The organism is Achromobacter spanius (genome assembly GCF_002812705.1).
In the GTDB taxonomy this organism is placed as follows: domain Bacteria; phylum Pseudomonadota; class Gammaproteobacteria; order Burkholderiales; family Burkholderiaceae_B; genus Achromobacter; species Achromobacter spanius.
In genome coordinates this window covers 2,727,057-2,750,813 of sequence record NZ_CP025030.1, presented here as the reverse complement: position 1 = coordinate 2,750,813, position 23,757 = coordinate 2,727,057, and the positions used below count along the sequence as shown (strand labels likewise).

Sequence of the window (23,757 nt, the reverse complement as noted above, 5' to 3'; positions counted from 1 at the left end):
CGGATGCACCGTGCGCGGCCGCCTAGCCCGGCGCCTTCACCGTCAGCGTCACGTTGGCGCGCGTGGCCAGATCGCGGGCGGACACGCCCACAAACGGCTGCACGCGCGAGGCCTGGTCCAGATCGCAACTGGCCGCGCCCTGCGCGCCTTCCAGCACCTGCCGGATCGCCCGCGCGCCCGTCGGGCTGATGGGGCCGGTGTTGCTCAGTTGCCAGGCCAGCACGTCGGCCACCGCCATGCCGCAACGCCAGGGGGTGCGATACAGCCCGGCGTCGTGCGCCAGCAGCATCTGCGCCTTGGCGTCGTTGCCCACACGCAGCATGATCACCAGCGGCAAGGCGTCGGCATTCACGACGCCATCCAGGCGCACGCCGGAGTCGGTTCGGTCCGACGCATCGGCACCCTGTTCCAGCCATTGCAGATAAAGGTCGTCGGGCAGCCACGGCAGGCTGAGCGGCGCCAGGCGATTGTTGCCCAGGCCGGTGGCATCCTGCGCCCAGGTCAGCGGCACGCCGGCCGCCAGCAGACGGTCGGCAGTGGCGCGCAGCTTGGCGCGCTGGCCGTCCCATTCCGGGCTGTTCTGCTTGATGGCCGCGCGAATTTCCAACTGATTCCACACGCTCAACAGGCTGGACAGGGATTCCGGCGTCAAGGCCTGGCGCGGCGGCTTGGCGGCTGCTGCCAATTGATCCACCAGCGTCGGCTGCAGGGTGCGCGCGGCCAGCGTCAGCGCTTCATTCAGGCCATTGCGTTCCGGCGTCTTGCTGGCGCTATAGCCGCCCACCGCCGCGTCCGCGCCCTGGGCCAGGGCGAAGGTCACGCGCTCGGGGATGGGATACACCACGGTGGGCGTGAACTCGCCGCTGATGGCCCCGCGCAGCGCTTCCAGCAGGGGCGTTTCCCACATGTTCTGGTTGCCGTAGACCATGCGCACATAGGCGGCATTGATGTCGGCGCCCTTGGCCAGCAGCGCCTGGGCAAACCAGAATGTCTTGGGGCTTTGCATCGCGGCATGCAACGCCGACCGCCCGTTCTTTTCGCGTACGTTCGGGTTGGCGCCCTTGGCCAGCAGATAGCTGAGCGTGTCCTTGTCTTCGCTGTAGTACGAAATGCGGCGCACCAGTAGCGGCGTGCCGTTGGAGTCCGTTGCATCCAAAGGCGCGCCCGCCGCAATCAGGGTGTCGGCCAGCGCATAGCGTTCGGCGGCGGGGCGGGTGTCGCGGACGTCGGGCAGTGCGCTGGCCAGCAGCACATAGCCGTTGTTGGGCCCGTCGGCGCGCGCGCCGGCGGCCAGCAGCACCCGCACCGTCTCCAACTGCTTGCGGGACACGGCCACCGCCAGCGCCGACGTGCCGTTCTCGTTCACGCCGTTGGGGTCTTGCCCGGCCGCCAGCTCTGCGCGCACGGCGTCCAGGTCGTCTGCCTGGATTGCCTTGAAGATGGCGAGCCGGGGTCGGCAGATCTGGGCGTTCAGCGGCGCATTGTCATTCAACGCCGCGCCGATCCGCGTGGCGATGTTGCCAGGAATGGGTTCATTGGCCGCCAGCCTGCGCGCGCAATACAGGCGGTAGTCCTCGCGCGCCAGGGCTTCGAAATAACCGCGCTTGTCGCGCGTCTTCGTGCTTTGCTTCCAGCGCGCATCAGCCCGGTTCAAATAGGCCGCCGTGCGAGCCGGGTCGCGCCGCAACACGTCGGTCAGGATGCGGTCGGCCTGCTCGGTATCGCCCGACTCGGCCAGCCAGAAGCCGTAGTCGTTCAACGCCGTCAGCATCTCGGGATCTTTGCCGTTGGGGTCGATCTCGCGGTAGTCCTGCTCCATGACAAAGCGGCGCAGATCGGCCAGCGCGCGGCTGAACTCGGCCGTCTTGGCGCGCGGCACGGCGCGCGCTACCTGATGCAGCGTGCGGAAGGTGGCGGTCACATCCACCGGCGTGCGGTATTCAAAACGCACATCGGCGGGAAACGCCGGCATGCGCACGGGGTAGTCGGTCAGCGCCGGGCGCAGCGTGGCCAGGGCCTGCGTCTTGCGTTCATCGTTCCAGGGCCGGTCGGCCGTCACGACGATCAGCCGTGTGTCGGCCTGGACGGTGGCCGCCACGCCCTCCGCATCCACCAGAAAGCCATCGGCCCGCGTGTCGTCCGAGCCCGGATAGGCGTAGCCCACCCAGTACTGGGTTTGCGCATCGCGCGGCGCCCTGACACGCACATTTTCTTCACGCGTTGCCTGCCAGCTTGCCGGGTCGATCACCAGCGGCTGCGAGCGGAAATCCAGGCTGAATTCCTTGCCCGCGCCGCGCACGTACCGATACAGGTAAAGCCGGTTCTCCATCTGCCCGACCAGCACCGCGTCCTTGACGTTCTCGGTTCCCCAGACACGCCGCTCGGGTTCGCGCAGCGGGTAGCGCGACAGGCGCATGGCGTCGATGACGGCTCCGATGTCGTACGCCACGGCGGGCCGAGGCGCCGCCGAAAAACCTGCCAAGGCCACCAGGACGGCGCCGAACATTCGGGAAACTGCGGGACGGAAGCTGCGCGGCATGCGGGGACGAAGCCAGAAGAATCAGGGACGCCGATGATACTCGTCCGCGCGCAGACATTTGCCACCCGTCATGGCCGGCTCTTCGGGTATGTCCTGAGACGATTTTGTCCACAATATCGTCAGGCTGACATGGCTTTCGTTATATATTTCGCAACATATCGAGTTCATTAACATCAGAATTACTTCCGCGACTGCCGCTACCGCCATGGACGCCGTGCTGACCCCTACTACCGCTCATGCCGACATTGCCATGCCGGCCCAGCGGTTTGCCCGCGCCCTGTTGCACCACGCGCCGCCGGGCCACCCTGATGCGGGCTTCTTCGCCACGGTGATCGGCACCAGTCTCGCGCATCATGACCTGGCGCGCAGCGGCCTTTGCCCCGAAGAACTGGCGGAACTGCTGCACTATCTGTTCCCGGGCGCACTCGCTTCCCCGGACGCCAGGCTGGCGGATCTGGTCCAGCAATACAGCGCCTACGCGGCACGCGGCCGGGGCGACCCCAAGCCCGGCTTTACCTTGCTGATGCGCGTGCTGCTTGAAGCCTACCGTGCCCCCGATACCCTCACCACGCCCTGGGTCACCGGTGTGCTGGTGCACGCCTGCCTGCGCCCCGACCATCTGTGGCGCGACCTGGGCCTGTCCGGCCGTGAAGACGTGACCTTCCTGCTGGCGCGCCACTATCCCGGGCTGGTAATGCGCAACACGCGCAACCTGCGCTGGAAGCAATTCCTGGCCTACTCGGCCTGCGAACATGCGGGCTTGCCGCCGTCGGCCGCACCCGGCTGCCCCCAGTGCGAAGACCACGACGTCTGCTACGCCAACACGCCCGACTGAGGGCGCGTCGAACTGAAAGTCTTAGAACCGATAGGTGGCGCCCAGGCCCAGCCCCAGGCTGCGCCCCGCGGCCGGCTCGTAATACCGGCCGTTGTTTTCGTTGACGATCACCGAGCCCACGTATTGCTTGTCGAACAGGTTGTCCACCCGCGCATAGGCGCTGAGTTCCCAGGCATCCACCTGCTTGATATAGCCGGCGCTTAAGGCCGCCACGAAGTAGCCGGGCGCGTCCTGGTCGTTGGCGTCATTCACATAGATCTTGCTGAGCAAACGACCTTCCAGAGCGGCCTGCCAGCCTTCCGGCGGCGCCCAGGCCACGGAGGCAAACACCGACTGCCGCGCAATGCCCGGAATCTTGTTGCCCGCGCGGATGCCGCCCGAGCCGTCGTCGGCGTAGCGCGCGTTCAACCAGGTATAGGCAAACTGCGTGCGCCAGTGCGGCGCCAGCTCCCTGGACCAGCCCAACTCCAAGCCGTCACGCCGCGTGCGGCCCGCGTTCTGGTACGTGGTGCGTCCGCCTGAACTGCCGGCCGACACGATCTCGTCATCGGTACCCGTGTGGAACACGGCGGCGGTCAGCAGCCCGCCCGCCATGCGGGCCTTCACGCCTGCTTCAAGGTTGGTGCTGAGCGACGGCGCCAAGCCAAAATTCAAGCCCGGCAAGCCGCCTGGGCGATACGAGATTTCGTTGAAGGTGGGCGTTTCAAAACCGCGTCCGTAGGACGCATACAGGCTGACGTCGTCGCTTGCCGCATAGCGCAGCGCCGCAACCGGCAGGGCTTTGCGGTAGCGCGCCGTGCCGCTGTCGTCGCCGTTGCCGCTGGCAATGTAGTGGTCGTTGGAATCGAAGCTGACGGTGCTGTAACGCAGGCCGGCGTCCAGCGTCCAACGCGAAGTCACTTGCCAGGATGCTTGCAGATACGGGTCGGCGTTGTACACGCTGTTGGTCTCATCGCGGCGCAACGCGCCCTGCACGCCCAGTTGCGGGTTGGCCACCGTGCCGGTGAAGTTCTGATAGCCCTTGCGATCTTCCCGCATCGCATCGTAGGCAATGCCGCCCACCAGCGTCAGCGGCCGCCCGGCGACGTCCAGCTCGGACGTCCAGCGCACATCCGCGCCGCCGTACTGGCGCGATAGATCGATGACGCCCCCCGCCTGCGTCGGCGCCAATTGCACGGCGGGCGGTATCGACTGGTACTGAGTCGTGTCGCGCTGGCCGTAATAAGCCATCACCCGCAACGTGTTGCGGCTGTCCACCTGCCGTTCGTAGACCAGGCCCCCTTGCGTCTGGCGCACCGTCTTGCGGGTGTTGTACTGCTCGGCCAGGGGGGCCGCGCGGGGGTCGTCCTGAAACTGTTGATAGGTCAGGCCCAGCGGGTCTTGCGCGGTCAGGTCCACGCTGTTGACCACGATCGTCAAGCGGCTGGCGTCGTCCAGTTGCAGGCCCAGCTTGGCGTTGGCCAGGTTCTTGCGGGCCGCGCTGTGGTCCCGATAGCCGTCGGTGGTGAAGCGCGTGGCGCCCACCACATAGTCCATGTCGCCGGGGCCGGGGCCCGCATCCGACCCCGAACTCGAACCCGTGGCGCCGCTGGCGCGCACGCCATAGCGCCAGGTGCCGTAGCTGCCGCCCCAGGCGCTGGCCGTCACGGAGGGCGGCGCAACGCCGTCTTCGGTAAACGCCTGGATCACGCCGCCCGACGAATTGCCGTACAGCGCCGAAAACGGCCCGCGCATGACTTCGACGCGGCCCAGCGTGGCGATGTCGATATTCGACGTCTGCCCTTGCCCGTCCGGCATCGTGGCCGGAATGCCGTCGACATACAGACGCACGCCGCGCACGCCGAAGGTCGACCGCGCGCCAAAGCCACGGCTGGAAATCTGCAGGTCTTGCGCATAGTTCTGCCGGTTCTGGATCTGCAGGCCCGGCACCCCGGCCAGGCCTTCGGACAGGTTGATCTGCGGTTGGCCCTGGCGCATGCGCACGCCGTCCACCACGTCCACGGACGCGGGCGTGTCCAGTATCGATGTGCCCAGGCGCGTGCCCGTCACCACCACGGGGGCCAGGATGGCGTCCGCCGGCTGCGCCCAGGCGCCGTGGTCCAGCCCTGCTGTCAGACCGGCCGTCAGACCGGCCGTCAAGCCCGCCGCCTGCATCACCCACCGCAAGCCTGGGCGCAGTCCGCGCCTGGCGTCGCCGAGTCCGATATCTTTCTGCCGCGCCCTGCCGCAACGTCCGACCGCCTGCGTCAAAACCATCTCCCTGTTGAAATGCCTGGCTATTGCCTATGCCATTGGAAAACCGTCATTGGAATAGGTTCTAATAGCCGCCATGGAACCCATGCAAGACATCGAACGCCGCCTGCAAGAGCTGGAAATCAAATCCAGCTTTGCGGATGATCTGTTGGAACAGCTCAACCAGATTATCGTCCGCCAGCAACAGCAGATAGACCGCCTGCAACGCGAAGTGGCCGACCTGCGCCAGCAGGCACCCGAAGGCGCCGCGCCTTTTCGCAGCCTGCGCGACGAACTGCCGCCGCACTACTGAAGCGGCATGATTGACGCGGCCCTACCGACGCCGCGCCGCTAGTAGCGGTACGCGGCAAGCGCCCCATCCGTCGCCGCCACGCCACGCGCCACCGCCGCGATAGCCGCTGCATACCCCCGATCCAGCCGATCTCCTTCCGCGAGCCAACTGAACCTGGCCATTGCGGGTGCCAGCCAATGATGACGGTTGGACGCTATCGATTCCATGAATGGAGACTATGAAGAAAATCGAACATGACCCTTCCATTCATGGAAATATCTTTTACGGATATACGGGTTTATCCCTAGCTTCGATCGGCGCAGAATTCAGTCATCGGGAAACAGCAACGAACCACGACGGATAGGCCGCCGGATTCGCTCCCACGGCTCTTGAAATCGGAGATTTACCATGAAGAAGACCCTCGCTACCGCTTTGATGTTGTCCTTTGCCGCCCTGAGCGCCGGCGCCTACGCATCAGAAAACACCGAACCCAACAACGTGCCGTTCCAAGGCGTTTACGGCACGCCCTATGAAGGCCCGACCCGCGCCCAGATTCAAGCCGAATTGGCTGAAGCCCGCACAGCCGGCCTGGTGAGCAACGTTGAACCGAACAATGTGCCGTTCCAAGGCGTCTACGGCACCCCGCACACGGGCAAGACCCGCGCTGACGTTCAAGCTGAACTAGCGACCGCCAAGGCTGCCGGCCTGGTGTCCAACGTTGAACCGAACGACATGCCCTTCGCCGGCGTCTATCACAGCAACTGATCTGACCGGCAACGCTTGGGCAGCGCACCCGCAACGCTCAGGCAACGAACGCACGACGATTACCCCTCCCCTTGTTGTACCCTTGGCCGCCTGCCCTCAGGCGGCCTTTTTTTGTCAGCCGTCCCTGCGTGGCAAACGCAACGGCTTCGCGTACTATCGGCTCCAGTGCAAGATAAAAATCTGACTAATCAGAAGGGAGCCCATCTTGAAATACACCCGCGTTCTCGCCGCGCTGCTGGTTGCAGGCGGCATGTCGGCAGCGGCGGTCGCCGCGCCGCCCGTGATGCTGAACAACTCGCTCATCACGCAAATTCCCAAAGGCGACCGGACCTCTTTCCATGATGCCGTGGCCCAGGCCTTGAACAGTTCGGCCGATGGCCAGCGCACGGAATGGACCAGCAAGGCCCAGGCCAAGCGCGCCGCGCCAATCACGGTGCAACTGACGCCCACGCAAACCTCCAAGGTCAAGGACGACCGCGTCTGCCGCTTCCTGGTGGCGGATTTTGCGCGCACCAGCACCACCGAAACCTGGAAGTTCTGGTTCTGCAAGCAACCGGACGGCACCTGGAAGGCCAGCAGCACGTAAAGCTGCCCCATGAAAAAAATGCCCCCACGTGAACTGACCCCCAGAAGTTGGAGAGTCAGAAGCTAAGGGCCGAAGGCCTGAGTTCGGTACTGAACCGGACTCAGGCCTTTTAGCTTGAGCTTGATGCGTTCGTAATTGTAGTAACGGATGTACAGACGTATGCCGGCCTGCAACTGTTCGATGGTCTCGAAGCGGTTCGGGTAGAAGAACTCGGCCTTTAATGTGCCGAAGAAGCTTTCCATGGCGGCATTGTCCAGGCAGTTTCCCTTGCGTGACATGCTCTGTGTTATTGATCGAGTGGCCAGCATGTGCCGGTATTGAGGCTGCTGGTAGTGCCACCCCTGGTCAGAGTGCAGCATCGGGTGGTCGGCGGGTTTGAGCCGCATGAGCGCCTTTTTCAGCATAGCGCCAACTAGCTGGAACATGGGCCGCAGACTGGTCTGGTAAGCCACGATTTCGCCGTTGTAGAGGTCCATGACGGGCGACAGGTACAGCTTCTGGCCACGCACATTGAATTCCGTCACATCGGTGACCCATTTCTGGTTCGGCCTGTCGGCATCGAACTGGCGCGCTAACAGATTAGGCGCCACACGGCCCTCCTGGCCCCGATAGGAGCGATATTTCTTCGGTCGTACCACGGACCTCAGTCCTAGCACTTGCATCAGTTTTTGTACCGTCTTGTGGTTCACATGCTGCCCGGCTTGGCACAGCGCGGCCGTGATGCGCCGGTAGCCATAGCGTCCCTGGTGGTACACGTAGGTCTTGCCGATGCTGGCCTTGAGGGTGGCATGCCGATCAGCGACCTGGGCCATCTTCACTTGGTAGTAGTAAGTGCTCGATGCCAGACCTGCCACTTGGAGCAAGGCTGACAGCGGATGTTGTTGCCTTAATCCAGTCACGACTTGCGCTTTTTCTGCGCAGCCGCACGCTTTTCCTGGATCAAGGCATCGAGTTTTTTTAAGTACGCGACCTCGGCGCGCAGCAGGATCAACTCCTTGTTCTGCCGAGCAATGATCTGCTTGTCGTCCAGTTCAGCGACCGAGGAGGTAGGCTTGGGTGGCTTGTTGCTCATGGTCATGCGGGGCCCCTTTCGACGGGAACGCAGTGCGTCGATACCCCCTGCATCATACTGGCGTGCCCACTTACCGATGTGCGCCGCGCTGCGAATGTCGAACACCACCGCTGTCTTGGCCTGTGACCAGTGCTTCTGCCACATCCGCTTGAGCACCTTCAGCTTGAAGGCCTGGTCATAGCTTGCGCCCTTGCGGCGCAAGCCCGAGACACCGTGCTCGCGATAGCCGTTCACCCACCGCTCAACGGTTGCGTGCCTAAGGCCGTGAACCGCTGCCACAGCTTTGAAACCCAGTGAGCCTGACAGGTAGTCCTTGACCACCTTGACCTTAAAACGCTCGTCGTACTTCGCCATGTAAAAACCCCCGAAGGTTGGATATATCTCCAACTTTCGGGGGTCAGTTCACACGGGGGCATTTTTCTTTGGGAGAGGCGCAATGGATGCTATTGCGCAGGCTGCACGCCGCACCATTGCGCGATGAACAGCGCGATGGTCTTGGTGATCAAGCGCACCGATTCCAGATGCACACGCTCGTCGAAGCCATGGATGTCCAGGGACTTTGGCCCATAGACCAAGGTCGGCATGTCGCCGTAGATGACGAACACGCGCGCGTCCAGATAACCCGGCGTGGTGAACGTCTGCAAATCGCTCTGGAACGCCTGGCGATGGCAATCGCGCAAGGTGTTTTCAGCATCGGAGCCCTCTTCCAGCACGTAGCCTTCGGCATAGAAGCCGGTGTACGTGACCTCGGGCGGCGTGCCGCCCAGGCGCGGGTCCGACACGGCATCACGCAGGCAGGCGTCGATCTCGGCCCGGGCCTCATCCGCGGTCGTGCCTGGATAGATGGCGGCGCGCACGTCGAACTCGCACCAGGGCGGCACGGTCGACGGCCAGTCACCGCCCGCGATCTTGCCGATGTTGAAGTTGATGGGATGATCCAGGTGCTCGAAATGCCGGTGGCAATGATGCTGCGCGTTCCACTTGCCCTCCAATTTTCGCAATGCTTCGATGGTGGCGTAGGCGGCGTCGATGGCGTTGAAGCCGTTGGCCATTTCGCGCGTGTGCGTGGGATGCCCTTGCACGCGGACCTTGAACCACAACACGCCGACGTTGGCGCGCACCAACATGTTTTCCTCGGGCTCGGGAATCAGGACCGCGTCGGCCTTGTACCCCCGCAGCAGCGCGGCCAGCGCGCCATTGCCCGTGCATTCTTCTTCCACCACCGACTGGAAATAAATGGGCGCCGCCGGCGCATAGCCCGCCGCGCGCAGGGCGTCGTAGGCGAAAAGATTGGCGGCCAGTCCGGCCTTCATATCGGCGGCGCCTCGGCCATACATCCAGCCGTCGATGATGGCCGGGTCCCAGGGCGAGCGGCTCCACATTTCCTGCGGCCCCGTCGGCACCACGTCCACATGCCCGTTCAGGATGAGCGAGCGCCCGGTCTGAACCTCGGGCCGGTAGGTGCCCACCACATTGAACGCATTTTCGTACGACACGGTGACCGGCCCGAAGCCCGGATGCGAGCGGATGTCTTCCACGTCGATTTTCCAGCGGTCCATGGCAAAGCCACGTTTGCGCATCGCCTCGTACAGGAAGTCCTGCGCCGTGTGCTCCTGCTCGCGCAGCGACGGAAAGCGAACCAGATCCTGCGTGAACGCCAGTTGCGCGTCAAAGTGATCGTCAACCGCCTGCAGAATGCGGCGCGTCTGTTCCGCGGTCAGCGGCGCGGGAGCCATTGCGTTGTCCATGAGGTGTCCTTGAGCGAAGAGGAAATGGCAGTGCCTGGGGCTTTATCGCCTGCTGCGGAACGACCGTCAATTTCCGTTTTTTTATCATCAACTTAAGGAAAATTAATGTTGAAATAGGGGGCGACGGCTGCGAACCTATCGCAACCATCCACTCCAATCATCTCTTCCCGTTCATAGCGCCATGAAAGAAAAGTCCATTGCCACAGCAACGAGCCCTCGCATGGGAGAGCGCCTGGATTGGAATCTTCTACGTACATTCCTGGTGATCGCGGAAGAGCGCAGCATTAGCGGCGCTGCTATCAAACTGCATCTGACCCAGTCTGCGGTCAGCCAGGCCTTGCGCCGCCTGGAAGCGCAGCTGGACCGCAGGTTGATCGAGCGGCACCACGCCAAGTTCGCCATCACCCAGGCGGGTGAAGAGGTGCGCCAGGCCGCGCAGGCCATACACGGAAGCGTGTCGCAACTGCTTAGCGACGTGGCGCAGGCCGAAGAACAAACGGTGGGCCGCGTGCATCTGCTGGTGGCCAGCCGCATCCATTCGGCGGTGTATGACGATTTTTGGGCGCGCTTTCACCGCGCGCACCCGCGCATTGAAGTGCAATTGGACGTGTTGCCCAGCAGTGAAATCGTGAATGTCTTGCAGCAGCGGGCCGCCACGGCGGGCATCGCGCTATGCCGGCAGATTCCCAAGCGCCTGGGCCACAAGCTCTTTCTGCAGCAGCGCTATGCGCTTTTCTGCGGCAAGAACCACCCGCTGTTCGGGCGTGCCGACATCCGCATGGAAGACCTGCTGCACGAGAACTTCGTGTCTTTCGCCAGTGACGCCTTGGGCGACAGCCTGTCGCCGCTGACGATCTTTCGCGATCAGCGCGGGTTCTCGGGAAGCATCATCGCCACGTCATCCCAGCACGACGAGGTCAAGCGCTTGCTGGTGGCGGGCTTTGGCATCGGCTGCCTGCCTGAACATAGTGTCGAGGCAGACCTTGCCGAAGGCCGATTGTGGCGGTTGCCGCCCGGCGAGGGTGTGTGCGCGGCGGACCTGCACCTGCTGTGGCACCGCGACGCGCACCGCAGCCCCGCCGAGGACTTGTTCATTACAGCCTTGCGCGACCACATCGACAGCTATTCGCTGCCGCAGCGGCTGTTGGCGCATCTGCCCTAGGCGGTTTCCACCCGGTTCGCGTCCAGCACGGTCATTGCCGTCATGTTGATGATGCGGCGCACCGTGGAACTGGAGGTCAGGATGTGCACCGGTGCGTTCGCGCCCAGCAGGATCGGGCCCACCGCCACGTTGCCGCCCGCCGCCGTCTTGAGCAGGTTGTAGGCGATGTTGCCCGAGTCCACGTTCGGGCACACCAGCAGGTTGGCTTCGCCCTTCAGCGTGGACGACGGCAGGATGCGCATGCGCAGCGCTTCGTCCAGCGCGCAGTCGCCGTGCATTTCGCCGTCGATTTCCAGTTCAGGCGCGGCTTCGCGCACCAGCTCCAGCGCCTGGCGCATCTTGGCGCCCGAGGCCGAGCTGCCGGAACCGAAGTTCGAACGCGACAGCAGCGCTACCTTCGGCGCCAGATTCATGCGAGCCATTTGCTGGGCGGCCATCACCGTGAATTCCGCGATCTGTTCGGCGGTGGGTTCATCGTTGACATGCGTATCCACCAATACCACCGTGCGCTCGTTGAGCAGCAGGATGTTCATGGCGGCATACACGTTGGCGCCGGGACGACGGCCGATCACTTCGTTCACAAAACGCAGGTGGTCGTGATACGCGCCGACCGTGCCGCAAACCATGCCGTCGGCATCGCCCAGGTGCACCATCATCGCGCCGATCAAAGTCAGGCGGCGGCGCATTTCCACGCGCGCCATTTCCTTGGTGATGCCGCGGCGGCACATCAGTTCCCAGTACGTGGTCCAGTACTGATGGAAGCGTTCGTCGTATTCCGGGTTGGTGACTTCAACGTCTTCACCCAGGCGCAGGCGCAAGCCGAACTTCTCGATGCGCGACAGCAGCACGGCGGGGCGGCCCACCAGGATGGGGCGAGCCAGGCCTTCGTCAACCACCACCTGCACCGCGCGCAGCACGCGTTCGTCTTCGCCCTCGGTGAAGACGATGCGCGCCTTGCCCCCGCCGCGCACGATGCGCTTGGCGGCCGAGAACAGCGGCTTCATGAACGCGCCCGAGTGGTACACGAACTGCTGCAATTGTTCTTCGTAGGCTTCCAGGTCGGCCAGCGGGCGCGTGGCCACGCCGCCGTCCATGGCCGCCTTGGCCACCGCCGGCGCAATGCGCACGATCAGGCGCGGGTCAAACGGCTTGGGGATCAGGTATTCAGGGCCAAAGGAAATGTCGTAGGTACCGTAGGCGGCGGCCACGACTTCGTTCTGCTCTTCTTCCGCCAACTGGGCAATGGCGTAAACGGCCGCCATTTCCATTTCGCGCGTGATGGTGGTGGCGCCCACGTCCAGCGCGCCACGGAAGATATACGGGAAGCACAGAACGTTGTTGACCTGGTTCGGATAGTCGGACCGGCCCGTGGCCATGACCACGTCATCGCGCACGCCGTGCGCCACCTCCGGCAGAATTTCCGGCGTGGGGTTGGCCAGCGCCAGGATCAACGGGCGCGAGCCCATGGCCGCGACCATTTCCGGCTTGAGCACGCCGCCCGCCGACAGGCCCAGGAACACGTCGGCGTCCTGGATCACTTCCGCCAGCTTGCGGGCTTCCGTCTTTTGCGCAAAACGCGCCTTGTCCGGGTCCATGAGCTCGACACGGCCTTCGTAGACCACGCCTTCGATGTCCGTCACCCAGATGTTTTCCAGCGGCAGGCCCAGGTCCACCATCAGGTCCAGGCAAGCCAAGGCGGCAGCGCCCGCGCCGGACGTCACCACCTTGACCGTCTTGATGTCCTTGCCCACGACCTTCAAGCCGTTGATGAACGCGGCCGACACGGTAATGGCGGTGCCATGCTGGTCGTCGTGGAAGACGGGAATCTTCATCCGTTCACGCAGCTTGCGTTCCACGGTGAAGCATTCCGGCGCCTTGATGTCTTCCAGGTTGATGCCGCCGAAGGTGGCTTCCAGACCGGCGATGATTTCCACCAGCTTGTCGGGATCGGTTTCATTGATTTCGATGTCGAACACATCCAGGCCGGCAAACTTCTTGAACAGCACCGCCTTGCCTTCCATGACCGGCTTGGAGGCCAGCGCGCCGATATTGCCCAGGCCCAGCACCGCCGTGCCGTTGGTGATCACGCCCACCAGGTTGCCGCGCGCCGTGTAGCGGTAGACATTGGAGGGGTCGGCCACGATTTCCTCGCAGGCCGCCGCCACGCCCGGCGAATAGGCCAGCGCCAGGTCGCGCTGGTTGACGAGCGGCTTGGACGCCACCACGGAAATCTTCCCCGGGGTCGGGAACTCGTGATAGTCCAGGGCTGCTTGGCGGTCGGAGGGCGAGTTCATGTGGCGGTAGCCTCGTTTGACTTGAATAGGTGACGGGAATGCTGGCGCGTAGGCCGGGCTTCGATATGGGAAAAATTCTAGGCGGACAGGCATAAGGTGATGATTCGGATTTAATATCGTCCCATTACCTTTACCTTATGACGTGTCTATGACGGCCTTTGACCCGGATGCCGTTATCCGGAAACTGACCTCGCGGCTGAAGATGCGCCACCTGATGCTGCTGCTGCAAATCGAGCAGCACGGGTCGCTGACCCGGGTGGCCGAGCACATGGCCACCAGCCAGCCCGCCGTCACGAACGCCCTGGCCGAACTGGAAAGCATGTTCGACGTGCCGCTGTTCGACCGCTCGGTCCGGGGCATGACCCCGACCCCCTTGGGCGCGGTGGTGCTGGCGCGCGCGCGGGGCCTGGTCCACGACCTGGGCCACTTGGTGCAGGAAATGGAGGCGGTGGCGGCCGGCCATGCCGCCCATCTGCATATCGGCGTCATCCCGTTCGTGTCGGGCCAGATGCTGTCTGCCGCCATCAGCCGGACCTTGCCGCAAGGGCGGCGCATCACCGCCACCATCCACGAAGGCCAGGGGCCGGCCCTGCTGCGCCAACTTCGCGACCACACGCTGGATATCGTGGTGGGCTGGGCCACGCCGTCGGTGGACCTGAGCAATATCGATTTTGAAGTGCTCTACCACCAGCAACCGCGCCTGATCGCCAGCCGGCGCCTGGCGGCTCGGCTGGGGCGGTCGCGGCTGGAATGGAACCGGCTCGCGGATCTGGACTGGATCCTGGGCACGCCGGGCAGCCCCATCCGTGAACAGGTGGCCGACATTTTCCTGCGCGCCGGCCTGGCGCCGCCCCCGCCGTCGGTGCAAAGCGATTCGTCCAAGCTGATCGGCGAAATGATCGTCGCCAGCGACCGCGCGGTGTCGATCCTGCCCGCCGACATCGCCGACGAACTGGTGCGGATTGCCGGCGCGGCCATCGTGCCCTACTCGTTTGACTGGACCTTGCCGCCGATCTCGCTGTTTACCCGCGCCGACGGCCTGCGGCGCAACGTGGACGCGCTCTTTGCGTCCGCCCTGCGCGAGGTGTATACCAAGGGAGCGCGGCCTGCTGCCTGAACCTTTCCTGCCCGACACCCATGCCCTCTGACCAATTCCTGATGCATCGCAGCGCGCTTGCCGGCGTGCAGGCCGTGGCCGCGCGCAGCCGCCATGCCTTTGCGCGGCATACGCATGACCAGTTCGGCATTGGCGTGATGCGCCAGGGCGCGCAGGTGTCGCACAGCGGACGCGGGCAGGTTCGCGCCGGCCCGGGCCACGTCATCACCGTCAACCCGGGCGAAGTCCATGACGGCGCGCCCATCGGCGACACCCCACGCGCCTGGCAGATGCTGTACCTGGACCCCGGCGTGGTGGCGCAAGCGGCCAGCGATCTGGATGAAGACGGCCGCGCCGGCGCCATCTACGAATTCGAACACCCCGCGCAACGCCAGCCCGCCTTGGCGCGCGACGTCTTGACGCTGTACGCACACGCCATCAGCGTCCCCGCGCCGCTGGCCTGCGACGCGCTGTTGCTGCGCATCCTGGCACAGGCGCGCGGCGACGGCACGCGGTGCCTGGCGCTTGAGGCCAGCCTGGGCGCGCCGGCCTCCCTGCGCCACGCGCGCAGCCTGATCGACGACGACCCCGCCGCCACGCTGTCGCTGGCGGACCTGGCCACCGCCAGCGGGCTTAGCCGTTATCAGGTGCTGCGCGCCTTTGCCCACGCCACGGGCCTGACGCCGCATGCGTATCAAATACAGCGGCGCCTGCTGCTGGCGCGCCAGTTGATTCGGCGCGGCATGACGCTGGCCGACGCCGCCGCCGCCAGCGGCTTTGCCGACCAAAGCCACATGACGCGGCTGTTCGTTCGCACCTACGGCGTGTCGCCTGGCCACTACGCGATTGCGGCTTGCCCGGCCTGAGCCGGGATCTGAGCTTGGCTCCGCGCCTGGACCCGCTCCCAGACCTGGAGCTGGACCTGGACCCGAGCCTAAGCCCGGATCCGCGCGTGGATCAGCGCCTGATCTAAACCCGCGCCTGCACTCACCCGCTGCAATTTCGTTCAAGACCGGCCGTGCCCATGCGCCCTACGCTGCATGCTTTCCACACTTGGCACGGCAATGGACACGAACAAACGAATGTGGGGTTATGGCTTTCTGGCTGCGGCCATGGCGCTGGTGGGCAGCACGGTCATCGCCAGCAAGATCATCGGGGCGGGCATGCCGCCCTTCACCGCCACCGCCCTGCGTTTCGCCATCGCGCTGCCCTGCTTCGCCTTGCTGATGGCCGCTACCGGCGCGCGCCTGCCCCGCCTGCAAAGGCGTGACTGGCTGCTGCTGGCGGCGCAGGCCATTGCCGGCAGCGTGGGCTATACGACGCTGTTGATCGCTGGCTTGCAACGCGCCTCGGCCGTGGATGGCGGCATCATCCTGGGCACCTTGCCGCTGGTGTCCGCCGCCATCGCCGTGCTGGTGCTGGGCGAACGCCCGGGCAAGGCCACGCTGGGCGCCATCGCCATGGCGGCTTTCGGCGTCTGGCTCATGGCTCGTGACGGCGCAAACGCGGACCGGGCCACGTCGTGGACCGGCAATGCACTGATTCTGGGCGCGGTCGTGTGCGAAGGGCTTTTCGTCCTGCTCAACAAGCGCTTGCGCGTGCCCGTACCGCCGCTGGCGCTGTCGACGGTGATGGCGGGATTCGGCCTGGCATTTTCGGCGCTGGCAAGTTTGGCCGAGTCGCCTTGGACATTGAACATGTCGACCGACGCCGTGATGGCGGTGGGCTATTACGCGCTCGTGCCCACGGTGGGGGGATTTCTGCTCTGGTATGCGGGTGCTGCGCGCGTGCGCGGATCGGAAGCGGCGCTGTTCACCGCGCTGGCGCCTGTGTGCGCGGTGCTGCTGGCCGCCAGTGTGCTGGGTGAAACGGTCACGCTGGCCCAAGCGGCCGGCATGGGGTGCGTGCTGGCCGGCGTGTTGATGCAGGGTCTGGCCGCGCGCGCTAGCCGCCGGCCACTAATCGCTAAGCACTAGCCGCGACTAAAGGCCAGCGCGAACTCGTCGGAAAAAATGTCCGCCAGCGCATGGCGCAACGCGGCGGCGCGCTCAGCGCCGTACGCCGCTTCGAAACGGCTTTGCGCATCTTTCCACAAGCGTTTGGACTCGGCCAGCTTGGCGCGGCCAGCGTCGGTCAGCGCCACGCGGCGGCTACGCCCATCACGCTCGTCGCGCGACATTTCCACATAACCGTCGCGTTCCAGCGGCTTCAGGTTGTGCGCCAGCGCCGAGCGGTCCAGCACCAGCGCGCGCGCCAGGTCGGTCATGGACGGCGAACCCGCGCGGGCAATGTGGATCAGGATGGAATGCTGCGACACCTTCAAGCCGCAAGGCGCAAGCACCGTGTCATACAACTGCGACACGCGCCGGGTCGCCTTGCGCAAGGCGGCGCCGTTGCAGACCAGCGGGTCCGTGATGGTGGCGGGGGCAGAGGGTTCAGCGTCGGACATGGGGGCAGGAATAGAACAACAGCAAGGGCAAGGACAAGGACAAGGACTTAAGGCGAAGGCAAGCGCAGCGACAGCGACAGCAAACCGGGTCAGGCAGGTCAATACCCTACTGCCGGGGTCGCCTCGCGTCCAGCCCATTCTTGACAGATATTGGCATATGCACGTAAATTTTATCGCACTCCATTCCGGCCTACGCTCATGTCAGCCAGCCCCCCATCACCCTCCCCCACGGCAAGCTCCACCAACCCGCGCCTGCAAGCCATGCTTGACGCGCCCATTGCCCCCACGCTGGCCCGCCTGGCCTGGCCCAATGTGTTGATGATGACGGCGCAGTCCGCCACCAGCCTGATCGAAACCTGGTTCCTGGCGCGGTTGGGCACCTCGGTGCTGGCTGGCGTGGCGCTGGTGGTGCCGGTGCTGTTCCTGATGGGCAATATGTCGCAAGGCGCGATGGGCGGCGGCATTTCTGCGGCCGTGGCGCGCGCGCTGGGCGGGGGGCGCCGGCAGGAAGCAGACCAACTGGTGCTGCACGCCGTGGTGCTCAACGCGATCTTGGGCATGCTCTTCTGTGTGCTGATGCTGGCCTTCGGGCCGCAGTTGTATCGCGCGCTGGGCGCACAAGGCGAAGCGCTGGACGCCGCGCTGACCTATTCCAACGTGATCTTCGGCGGCATCGTCCTGATGTGGCTGATGAACGCTTTTGCCAGCGTCATCCGGGGCACCGGCAACATGCTGGTGCCAGGCGCGGTGATCTGCGGCGGGGCCTTGCTGCTGGTGCCCTTGTCGCCCTGCCTGATCTTCGGTTGGGGTCCGTTTCCCGCCCTGGGCGTAGCGGGCGGCGGTTGGGCACTCGTCATCTACTACGGCGTGGGCGCGCTGATCCTGGGACTCTACTGCGCCAGCGGCCGCAACCCCGCGCGGCTGGTCGCGAGCCGGCTGCACTGGACACTGATGCGCAGCATTCTTAGCGTGGGCGCATTGGCAACTCTGAACCCGCTGCTGACCAATGCCGTGGTGGCGCTGACGGCGGCCTTGGTCGGCGCCTATGCCGGCACGGCCGCCGTGGCCGGCTACGGCATTGCCGTGCGGCTGGAATATTTGCTGATGCCCATTGCCTTCGGGCTGGGCGCACCGATGGTTGCGATGGTGGCGTCCAACATCGGCGCGGGGCGGCCCGAGCGCGCAATGCGTATTGCGTTGACGGGCGGCGCCATGGCCTTCGTGCTGGCCGAAGCCATCGGGCTGACGGCGGCGTTTTTCCCCGAGGCCTGGCTGCGGCTGTTCGGCGCCGAAGACCACATGCTGCAAGCCGGCGCCGACTACCTGCGCACCGTCGGTCCTGTGTACGGATTCTTTGCGTTGGGGTTTTCGATGTACTTCGCCTCGCAAGGCGCGGGGCGCTTGAAGTGGCCGTTGGTGGCCGGCGGCCTGCGCCTGGTGACGGCGGTGGGCGCGGGCGCCATCGCGCTGCACCTGACCGGGTCGCTGACGGTGTTCTTCCTGGTGGCGGCCGTGGCGATGTGCCTGTACGGCTTGATCATTCTGGCCGCGGTCGCTTCCGGCTCGTGGTTTGCGCCGGGCCATCTGCAAAAGGCCCGCCCCTTGGTGCGTTCGTAACCGGGGCATCGCGCAGCGCGTACGTCACCAGTTCGGCGGCATACGGCGGCAGCGCGTCACGCACGCACAACACCAAGTTGCGCGCGGCCCAGGCATCGGCCAGCGCCACGCGCTGCACGCCCGCCGCCCGACCCAGGCGCACGGCCGCCACGCGCGGCACGATCGCGATGCCCACGCCTTGCCCCACCATCCGGCACACCGCATCGAAGCCGCGCAAACGCACGCGGTACGACAACACCTTGCCGCTACGCCGCGCGTGATGCGCAATATGGTCTTGCAAGGCACTGCCTTCGACCAGCCCCACGAAAGCCTCGTCCGTTACCTCGCTCAGCGTGACCGACTGCCGCTGCGCCAGCGCATGGCCACGCGGCACGATCACGGTCAGCGGATCATGGCGAAAGGTCTGGGGATGCAGCCCATGCAGGTCCGCCGAGTCCGCCAGCACCCCGATATCGCAGGTGCCCGCGCGCAAGGCATCGGCAATTTCCAGGCTGGATTTTTCTTCCAGGTCCACCGACACACGAGGATGGTCGCGCAGAAAATCGCCCAACACGGGCGGCAGGTATTCACTTAAGGCCGTGGTGTTGCACAGCACGCGCACATGCCCTTTCAGGCCGTGGCCAAAGTGGTCGAGCTCGCCGCGCATGCGGTCGATCTGCGCCAGCACAACGCGCGCGTGATGCGCCAGCGTCTGGCCGGCCGGGGTGGGCTCCACGCCGCGAGGCGCGCGCAGCAACAGCGGCACGCCCAGGTCGCCTTCCATGCCCCGGATGCGTTCACTGGCCGACGCCAGCGTCATATAGCTGCGCTTGGCGCCCGCTGTGATGGAGCCCGATTCCTGCACGTTGAGGAAAAGACGAAGGTCGGTCAGGTCGAATCGCATGCGGCCAGCGTAGCATGCGAGCCTATGGCTCAGCCATAGGACGGCTATGCAAGATCCCGATATCGATGGCGGCGCAATGCGGAGCAGAATTCGTCTATCAATGACTTGAATGGCCTTAAAAAATGACGAATTCCACGCCAAGCCCACATCCCGCCGGCAAGCACGCCTGCCCGGCTGACCTCCGCCCATTCGTGGTCAGCATCAGGCAAGGCCATAGCCCTGCCCACCACACGGTGGCGACATGACGACGATGGATCTCTTGCCCGGCGGCACCCCGGCAATACTGGCCGCCGTCGTCGCCGTGTTCGTCCTGGCCGGTGTGGTCAAGGGCGTGGTGGGCTTGGGGCTGCCCACTATTTCCATGGCAATGCTGGCCTTGGTGATGGCGCCCGCGCAGGCCGCCGCCTTGCTGATCGTGCCATCCTTGATCACCAACCTGTGGCAGGCGCGACCCTGGCCCACTTGGCGCCTACCCTGCGGCGCATCGGCACCATGCAGGTCGGCGTGTGCGTGGGAACGCTGGCCGGTGCGATGTGGCTGGGCGCGCCCAGCGGGCGTTGGGCCAGTGTTTGCCTGGGGCTGGCGCTGATCGCCTATGCCGCGTGGGGCCTGTTCGGTTCGCCGCCCAGCGTGCCGCGCCGGCACGAGCGCGTGCTGGGCGCGCTGGTGGGCACGATCACCGGCGTGATCACGGCGGCCACCGGGGTGTTCGTGATTCCCGCCGTGCCCTACCTGCAAGCCTTGAACCTGGGCAAGGACGGATTGATCCAGGCCATGGGCATTTCATTTACGGTGTCTACGGTGGCGCTGGCGGCGGGGCTGTGGCTCAACGGCGGCTACAGCCCGGGCGCCGCCAGCGCATCCCTGTTGATGCTGCTACCCGCGCTGGCCGGCATGGCGCTGGGGCAATGGCTGCGGGGAAAACTGTCGGCCCGCACATTCAAGCTGTGCTTCATGATCAGCCTGGCCTTGCTGGGCGCGTGGCAAGTGGCCCAAGGCTGGGCGGGCTAAGCCGCATTCGGCGCGCGGCTTGATCGGGTACACCACGCTTGGCGGGCGGCCTGATCAGGTAAACCACGCGTGGCGCGCGGCTTGACGGCCTACCGCGCCCAATGCGCACCACTCGTCATGCCGCCAGGCGCCGCTCGTCCACGAAGCCGATGGACACCGACATGTCGCGCCAGCGCGCCAGTTCCTGCTGCACCGACTGGATCTTGCCGCGCGCCTGGTCAAACGCATCGCGCCCCAGAAACAGGTGCAGCGGCGCGTACTGCGCTTCGGCCGCCTGAATCAACGCCTGCGCCGCCTTGGCCGCATCGCCGCCGTCATGCGCCTGGACGGCGCGCGCGGCCCGCTCGGGAGAGCCGCCGCCATCACGCGGCGATACCGCCCGCATGGCGCCCGGGTACACCAGCGACACGCGCACGCCCCAATGCGCGGCTTGCGCCGCCAGCGCCTCGGTCATGCCGCACACCGCGAACTTGGCGGCGCTGTAGGCGCCCCACTCGGCATGCCTGCCATCAAAGCCCAAGATCGACGAGACATTGATCACATGCCCGCTGCCCTGCGCCCGCATGCGCGGCAATACGGCGCGGATCATATTGAGCGCACCGAAGACATTGATATCAAACGCGGCGCGCACGTCGGCGTCGGACAGCTCGGCCAACGAGCCCGGGCACGCCGCCCGCGCGTTGTTCACCAACACGTCCACCCCGCCAAAGGCCGCCAGCGTGGCGGCCACCGCGCGGCGCACGCTGCGTTCATCCGCCACGTCCACCGTCAGCGGCAGGAACTGCCCTTCAAGCTTCGCGCCCACCGCGTCCAGCAATGCATCGCCATCCCGCGACGTCGCCGCCACCTTGTGCCCCAGGTCCAGCAGCATCCGCACCAATGCCAGGCCCAGGCCCGTCGATGCGCCCGTCACCAACCAGATTTTTTCGGATTTCATGCGATTCCCTTCCCTTGCTTGTCGTGCTTGCGGCCTCCGGCAAGATGCCTGGCGGCCGGCTCGGGACAACGCTTTCCATGACGAAAACATCAACCCCTAGCCTGGAAGGGATATTAAGAATCGAGCGCGGGTGCGTACAGGCTCGTTCTTGCTGGAAACCTGCCTATTCCTACGTTGATGCCGCGCACCGGGGTAGGCGCGGCGCCAAGGCCCGAGCAGGAACCCATGTGGAGACGACGCGGGTTCGATGCGGTGTCGATGCGGCGCCAAGCTGGAGCCAAGGCGGGCTCGACGCGGCATTCAGCGCGAAAACCGCCGCCGCTGGCCGGTCTGCCGAACCGCCGACACCAAACCCTGCACCGCGGATTCCTCTGAACGCAAATAGGCGTAGAAGCGCGCCGCCGGCAGATCGGGCATGCCGTCCTCTTGCGACAAGGCGCGCAGGCCCTCGCGCAACTGGCTGCGCGCCACCGGCGCCACGGCAAAGCCTGCTTGCGCGGCAGCCAGGCAGCCCGCCATGCTGCCGCTTTCAAACGCCGGCAGCCACGGCTTGCCCGCCTGCGAGAGCGCTGCGATGGCCGCCGCGCGGTACACGCACGGATCCGGAAACACCGCCAAGGGCACGGGCGCATCGGGTTCCCAGGGCTGGTCTTCGCCCCAGGCCCACACCAAATCCTCTTCCCACAGCAGTTCGCCCTCATCTTGCACGCGCGCGCATTGCTTGCCGAAGACCACGTCCAGCTTGCCGCGCGCCTGCTGGCGCAGCAGGTCGGCGGTGATGCCCACCTTCAGCTCGATCGACGCATCCGGGTGCGCCCGATGAAAGGCTTGCAGCACTTGCGCCAGCCACGCGCCTGCAAAGTCTTCGGACGAACCGATACGCAGGCGGCCCTTCAAGCGTGCGCCGCTCAGGCGGGCACGGGCCTCGCGTTCCAGGTCGACGATGTTGCGGGCATAGGCGTACAGCGTCTGGCCGGCGGGCGTCAGTTCGAAGCTGCGCGTGGTGCGCGCAAGCAAAGTGGCGCCGGCCAGCATTTCAAGCCGCTTGATGTGGCCGCTGACCGCCGACGGCGTGAGCGCCAGCGCATCGGCGGCCAGCGCAAAGCCGCCGCAGTCGACCACCTCGATAAAGGTGCGCAACAAGGTCAGGTCCAACACTGCGCCTGCCGAGTCGTTGAGGGTATCCATGACCACTGCCTGTTAATTCACGAAGCATTGATAATAGCCTTTCATTCATCATGAATCATGACAACTCGACCCGGTATCGTGACAGCGTCATCCCAACCCAAGGAGCCACCGCCATGTCCGCCTACGCCCAGGTACTAACGCCCTTGCTGGATATCGCCTACCTGGAATGGAACCCCGCCGGGTCGCGCACCGCCGTGCTGGTGCATGGCTGGCCGGACAGCCCGGAATGCTGGACCCCGGTCGCGGCGCGTTTGGCCGCCGACGGCTACCGCGTACTGTGCCCCGCGCTGCGCGGCTTTGGACCGACGCGCTTTCGGCACGCCGCCACGCCCCGCAGCGGCGAGCTGGCCGCACTGGGGCGCGATCTGCTGGACTTCATCGACGCGCTGGCCTTGGACCGCCCCACCCTGGTCGGCCACGACTGGGGCGCGCGCGCCGCCGCCAACGCCTGCGGCCTGCGGCCCGGCGTGGCAACGCAACTGATCCTGCTGTCGGTGGGCTACGGCACCAACGACCCGAACCAGGTACTGCCGCTTATGCAGGCGCGCAACTATTGGTACCACTGGTACATGGCCACGCCCCGGGGCGCGGCCACCGTGCGCGACGACCGTCAGGCCTTTGCCCGCATGATGTGGGACACCTGGTCGCCCGGCGCCTGGTACGCGCCGGATGATTTCAACGAAGCGGCGCGCGCGTTCGACAACCCCGATTGGGCCGACGTCGTGCTGCATTCCTATCGGCACCGCTGGGGGCACGCCGAAGGCGATCCGGCCTACGCGGCCGACACCGCCCGACTCACCCCCGCACCCGTATTGACGGTACCAACGCTGGTGCTGCACGGCGGGGCCGATGCCGCCAACCACCCCGCCACGTCCGACGGCAAGGAACACTTTTTCAGCGGCGCTTACGAACGCCTTGTGCTGAACGGCGTGGGCCATTTCCCCCAGCGGGAAGCCCCGCAGGCCGTGGCGGATGCCATCCTGCGGTTCTGCGCGGCACCCGGCAATGCCCCCCTGCCGGGCAGCCCGCCACGGAATGGCGGATAATCCGT

The 23,757-nt window shown here is 65.5% G+C and carries 19 protein-coding genes and 1 pseudogene; 11 read left to right on the top strand and 9 right to left on the bottom strand.

All coding sequences use genetic code 11. The annotated features are described in order from the left end of the window. Nucleotides 1–22 precede the first annotated feature (22 nt). Nucleotides 23–2,506 (bottom strand): ankyrin repeat domain-containing protein, encoded by a 2,484-nt coding sequence (locus tag CVS48_RS12435; protein WP_100854726.1) that lies wholly within the window; start codon nt 2,504–2,506, stop codon nt 23–25. 238 nt (nt 2,507–2,744) lie between these two features. Between CVS48_RS12435 and CVS48_RS12430 the strand changes: the two genes are divergently transcribed. Further along, on the top strand, nt 2,745–3,374 hold the full coding sequence (locus tag CVS48_RS12430; RefSeq protein ID WP_100854725.1) for a nitrogen fixation protein NifQ: 630 nt from the start codon (nt 2,745–2,747) through the stop codon (nt 3,372–3,374). 21 nt (nt 3,375–3,395) lie between these two features. Here the strand turns inward: CVS48_RS12430 and CVS48_RS12425 are convergent, their stop codons facing one another. Then, nucleotides 3,396–5,528 carry a TonB-dependent receptor gene (locus tag CVS48_RS12425; RefSeq protein ID WP_100854724.1) on the bottom strand — a complete coding sequence of 711 codons (2,133 nt, stop codon included), beginning with the start codon at nt 5,526–5,528 and terminating at the stop codon, nt 3,396–3,398. A gap of 175 nt (nt 5,529–5,703) precedes the next feature. Here CVS48_RS12425 and CVS48_RS12420 point away from each other — a divergent pair, with 175 nt between their 5' ends. From CVS48_RS12420 to CVS48_RS12410, 3 genes are all read left to right on the top strand, one after another. Beyond that, nucleotides 5,704–5,919: a SlyX family protein gene (locus CVS48_RS12420; protein ID WP_046805159.1), complete on the top strand. Its 216-nt coding sequence runs from the start codon at nt 5,704–5,706 to the stop codon at nt 5,917–5,919. Between the two features lie 387 nt (nt 5,920–6,306). Continuing rightward, nucleotides 6,307–6,663: a DUF4148 domain-containing protein gene (locus CVS48_RS12415; protein WP_100854723.1), complete on the top strand. Its 357-nt coding sequence runs from the start codon at nt 6,307–6,309 to the stop codon at nt 6,661–6,663. Between the two features lie 205 nt (nt 6,664–6,868). After that, nucleotides 6,869–7,249 carry a hypothetical protein gene (locus CVS48_RS12410; protein WP_100854722.1) on the top strand — a complete coding sequence of 127 codons (381 nt, stop codon included), beginning with the start codon at nt 6,869–6,871 and terminating at the stop codon, nt 7,247–7,249. A 62-nt stretch (nt 7,250–7,311) separates the two neighbouring features. Here the strand turns inward: CVS48_RS12410 and CVS48_RS12405 are convergent. Continuing rightward, nucleotides 7,312–8,675 (bottom strand): IS3 family transposase gene (locus CVS48_RS12405; protein ID WP_100853427.1). Its coding sequence is split into 2 segments (ribosomal slippage): nt 7,312–8,201 and nt 8,201–8,675, totalling 1,365 coding nucleotides; the frame shifts between segments, so codons are not numbered across the junction. An 89-nt stretch (nt 8,676–8,764) separates the two neighbouring features. Then, a complete protein-coding gene (locus CVS48_RS12400; RefSeq protein WP_100854721.1) occupies nt 8,765–10,069 on the bottom strand; it encodes an ArgE/DapE family deacylase in 1,305 nt (434 codons plus the stop codon). Nucleotides 10,070–10,250: 181 nt separating this feature from the next. Between CVS48_RS12400 and CVS48_RS12395 the strand changes: the two genes are divergently transcribed. Next, entirely contained in the window at nt 10,251–11,231 is a 981-nt protein-coding gene (locus tag CVS48_RS12395; RefSeq protein ID WP_100854720.1) for a LysR family transcriptional regulator, read from the top strand. Here the strand turns inward: CVS48_RS12395 and CVS48_RS12390 are convergent. Then, nucleotides 11,228–13,525, bottom strand: a complete 2,298-nt coding sequence (locus tag CVS48_RS12390) for an NADP-dependent malic enzyme (protein WP_100854719.1) — start codon at nt 13,523–13,525, stop codon at nt 11,228–11,230. The two genes, CVS48_RS12395 and CVS48_RS12390, sit on opposite strands and share 4 nt — an antisense overlap. Nucleotides 13,526–13,673: 148 nt before the next feature. Between CVS48_RS12390 and CVS48_RS12385 the strand changes: the two genes are divergently transcribed. From CVS48_RS12385 to CVS48_RS12375, 3 genes are all read left to right on the top strand, one after another. Next, nucleotides 13,674–14,642, top strand: a complete 969-nt coding sequence (locus CVS48_RS12385; protein ID WP_100854718.1) for a LysR substrate-binding domain-containing protein — start codon at nt 13,674–13,676, stop codon at nt 14,640–14,642. Between the two features lie 20 nt (nt 14,643–14,662). Further along, nucleotides 14,663–15,487, top strand: coding sequence for an AraC family transcriptional regulator (locus tag CVS48_RS12380; RefSeq protein ID WP_100854717.1), 825 nt, complete (start codon nt 14,663–14,665; stop codon nt 15,485–15,487). A 198-nt stretch (nt 15,488–15,685) separates the two neighbouring features. After that, nucleotides 15,686–16,597: a DMT family transporter gene (locus tag CVS48_RS12375; RefSeq protein ID WP_167400983.1), complete on the top strand. Its 912-nt coding sequence runs from the start codon at nt 15,686–15,688 to the stop codon at nt 16,595–16,597. Here CVS48_RS12375 and CVS48_RS12370 read toward each other — a convergent pair. Further along, on the bottom strand, nt 16,594–17,070 hold the full coding sequence (locus tag CVS48_RS12370; protein ID WP_100854716.1) for a MarR family winged helix-turn-helix transcriptional regulator: 477 nt from the start codon (nt 17,068–17,070) through the stop codon (nt 16,594–16,596). The genes CVS48_RS12375 and CVS48_RS12370 overlap by 4 nt on opposite strands. A 261-nt stretch (nt 17,071–17,331) precedes the next feature. On the opposite strand from CVS48_RS12370, the gene CVS48_RS12365 reads away from it, so the two are divergent. Then, nucleotides 17,332–18,687, top strand: coding sequence for an MATE family efflux transporter (locus CVS48_RS12365; RefSeq protein WP_100854715.1), 1,356 nt, complete (start codon nt 17,332–17,334; stop codon nt 18,685–18,687). Here the strand turns inward: CVS48_RS12365 and CVS48_RS12360 are convergent. After that, on the bottom strand, nt 18,608–19,570 hold the full coding sequence (locus CVS48_RS12360; protein WP_100854714.1) for a LysR substrate-binding domain-containing protein: 963 nt from the start codon (nt 19,568–19,570) through the stop codon (nt 18,608–18,610). The two genes, CVS48_RS12365 and CVS48_RS12360, sit on opposite strands and share 80 nt — an antisense overlap. A 241-nt stretch (nt 19,571–19,811) precedes the next feature. Here CVS48_RS12360 and CVS48_RS12355 point away from each other — a divergent pair. Next, nucleotides 19,812–20,581, top strand: a pseudogene (locus CVS48_RS12355) (sulfite exporter TauE/SafE family protein). A 115-nt stretch (nt 20,582–20,696) separates the two neighbouring features. On the opposite strand, the gene CVS48_RS12350 reads toward CVS48_RS12355, so the two are convergent. Both CVS48_RS12350 and CVS48_RS12345 read right to left on the bottom strand, forming a co-directional pair. Further along, complete coding sequence (locus CVS48_RS12350) at nt 20,697–21,518, bottom strand: SDR family oxidoreductase (RefSeq protein WP_100854713.1); 822 nt, start codon at nt 21,516–21,518, stop codon at nt 20,697–20,699. 300 nt (nt 21,519–21,818) lie between these two features. Beyond that, the gene (locus CVS48_RS12345) at nt 21,819–22,706 is read right to left on the bottom strand and encodes a LysR family transcriptional regulator (protein ID WP_100854712.1); all 888 of its coding nucleotides are present in this window, start codon (nt 22,704–22,706) and stop codon (nt 21,819–21,821) included. Between the two features lie 113 nt (nt 22,707–22,819). On the opposite strand from CVS48_RS12345, the gene CVS48_RS12340 reads away from it, so the two are divergent. After that, nucleotides 22,820–23,752 (top strand): alpha/beta fold hydrolase, encoded by a 933-nt coding sequence (locus CVS48_RS12340; protein WP_100854711.1) that lies wholly within the window; start codon nt 22,820–22,822, stop codon nt 23,750–23,752. Nucleotides 23,753–23,757 lie beyond the last annotated feature (5 nt).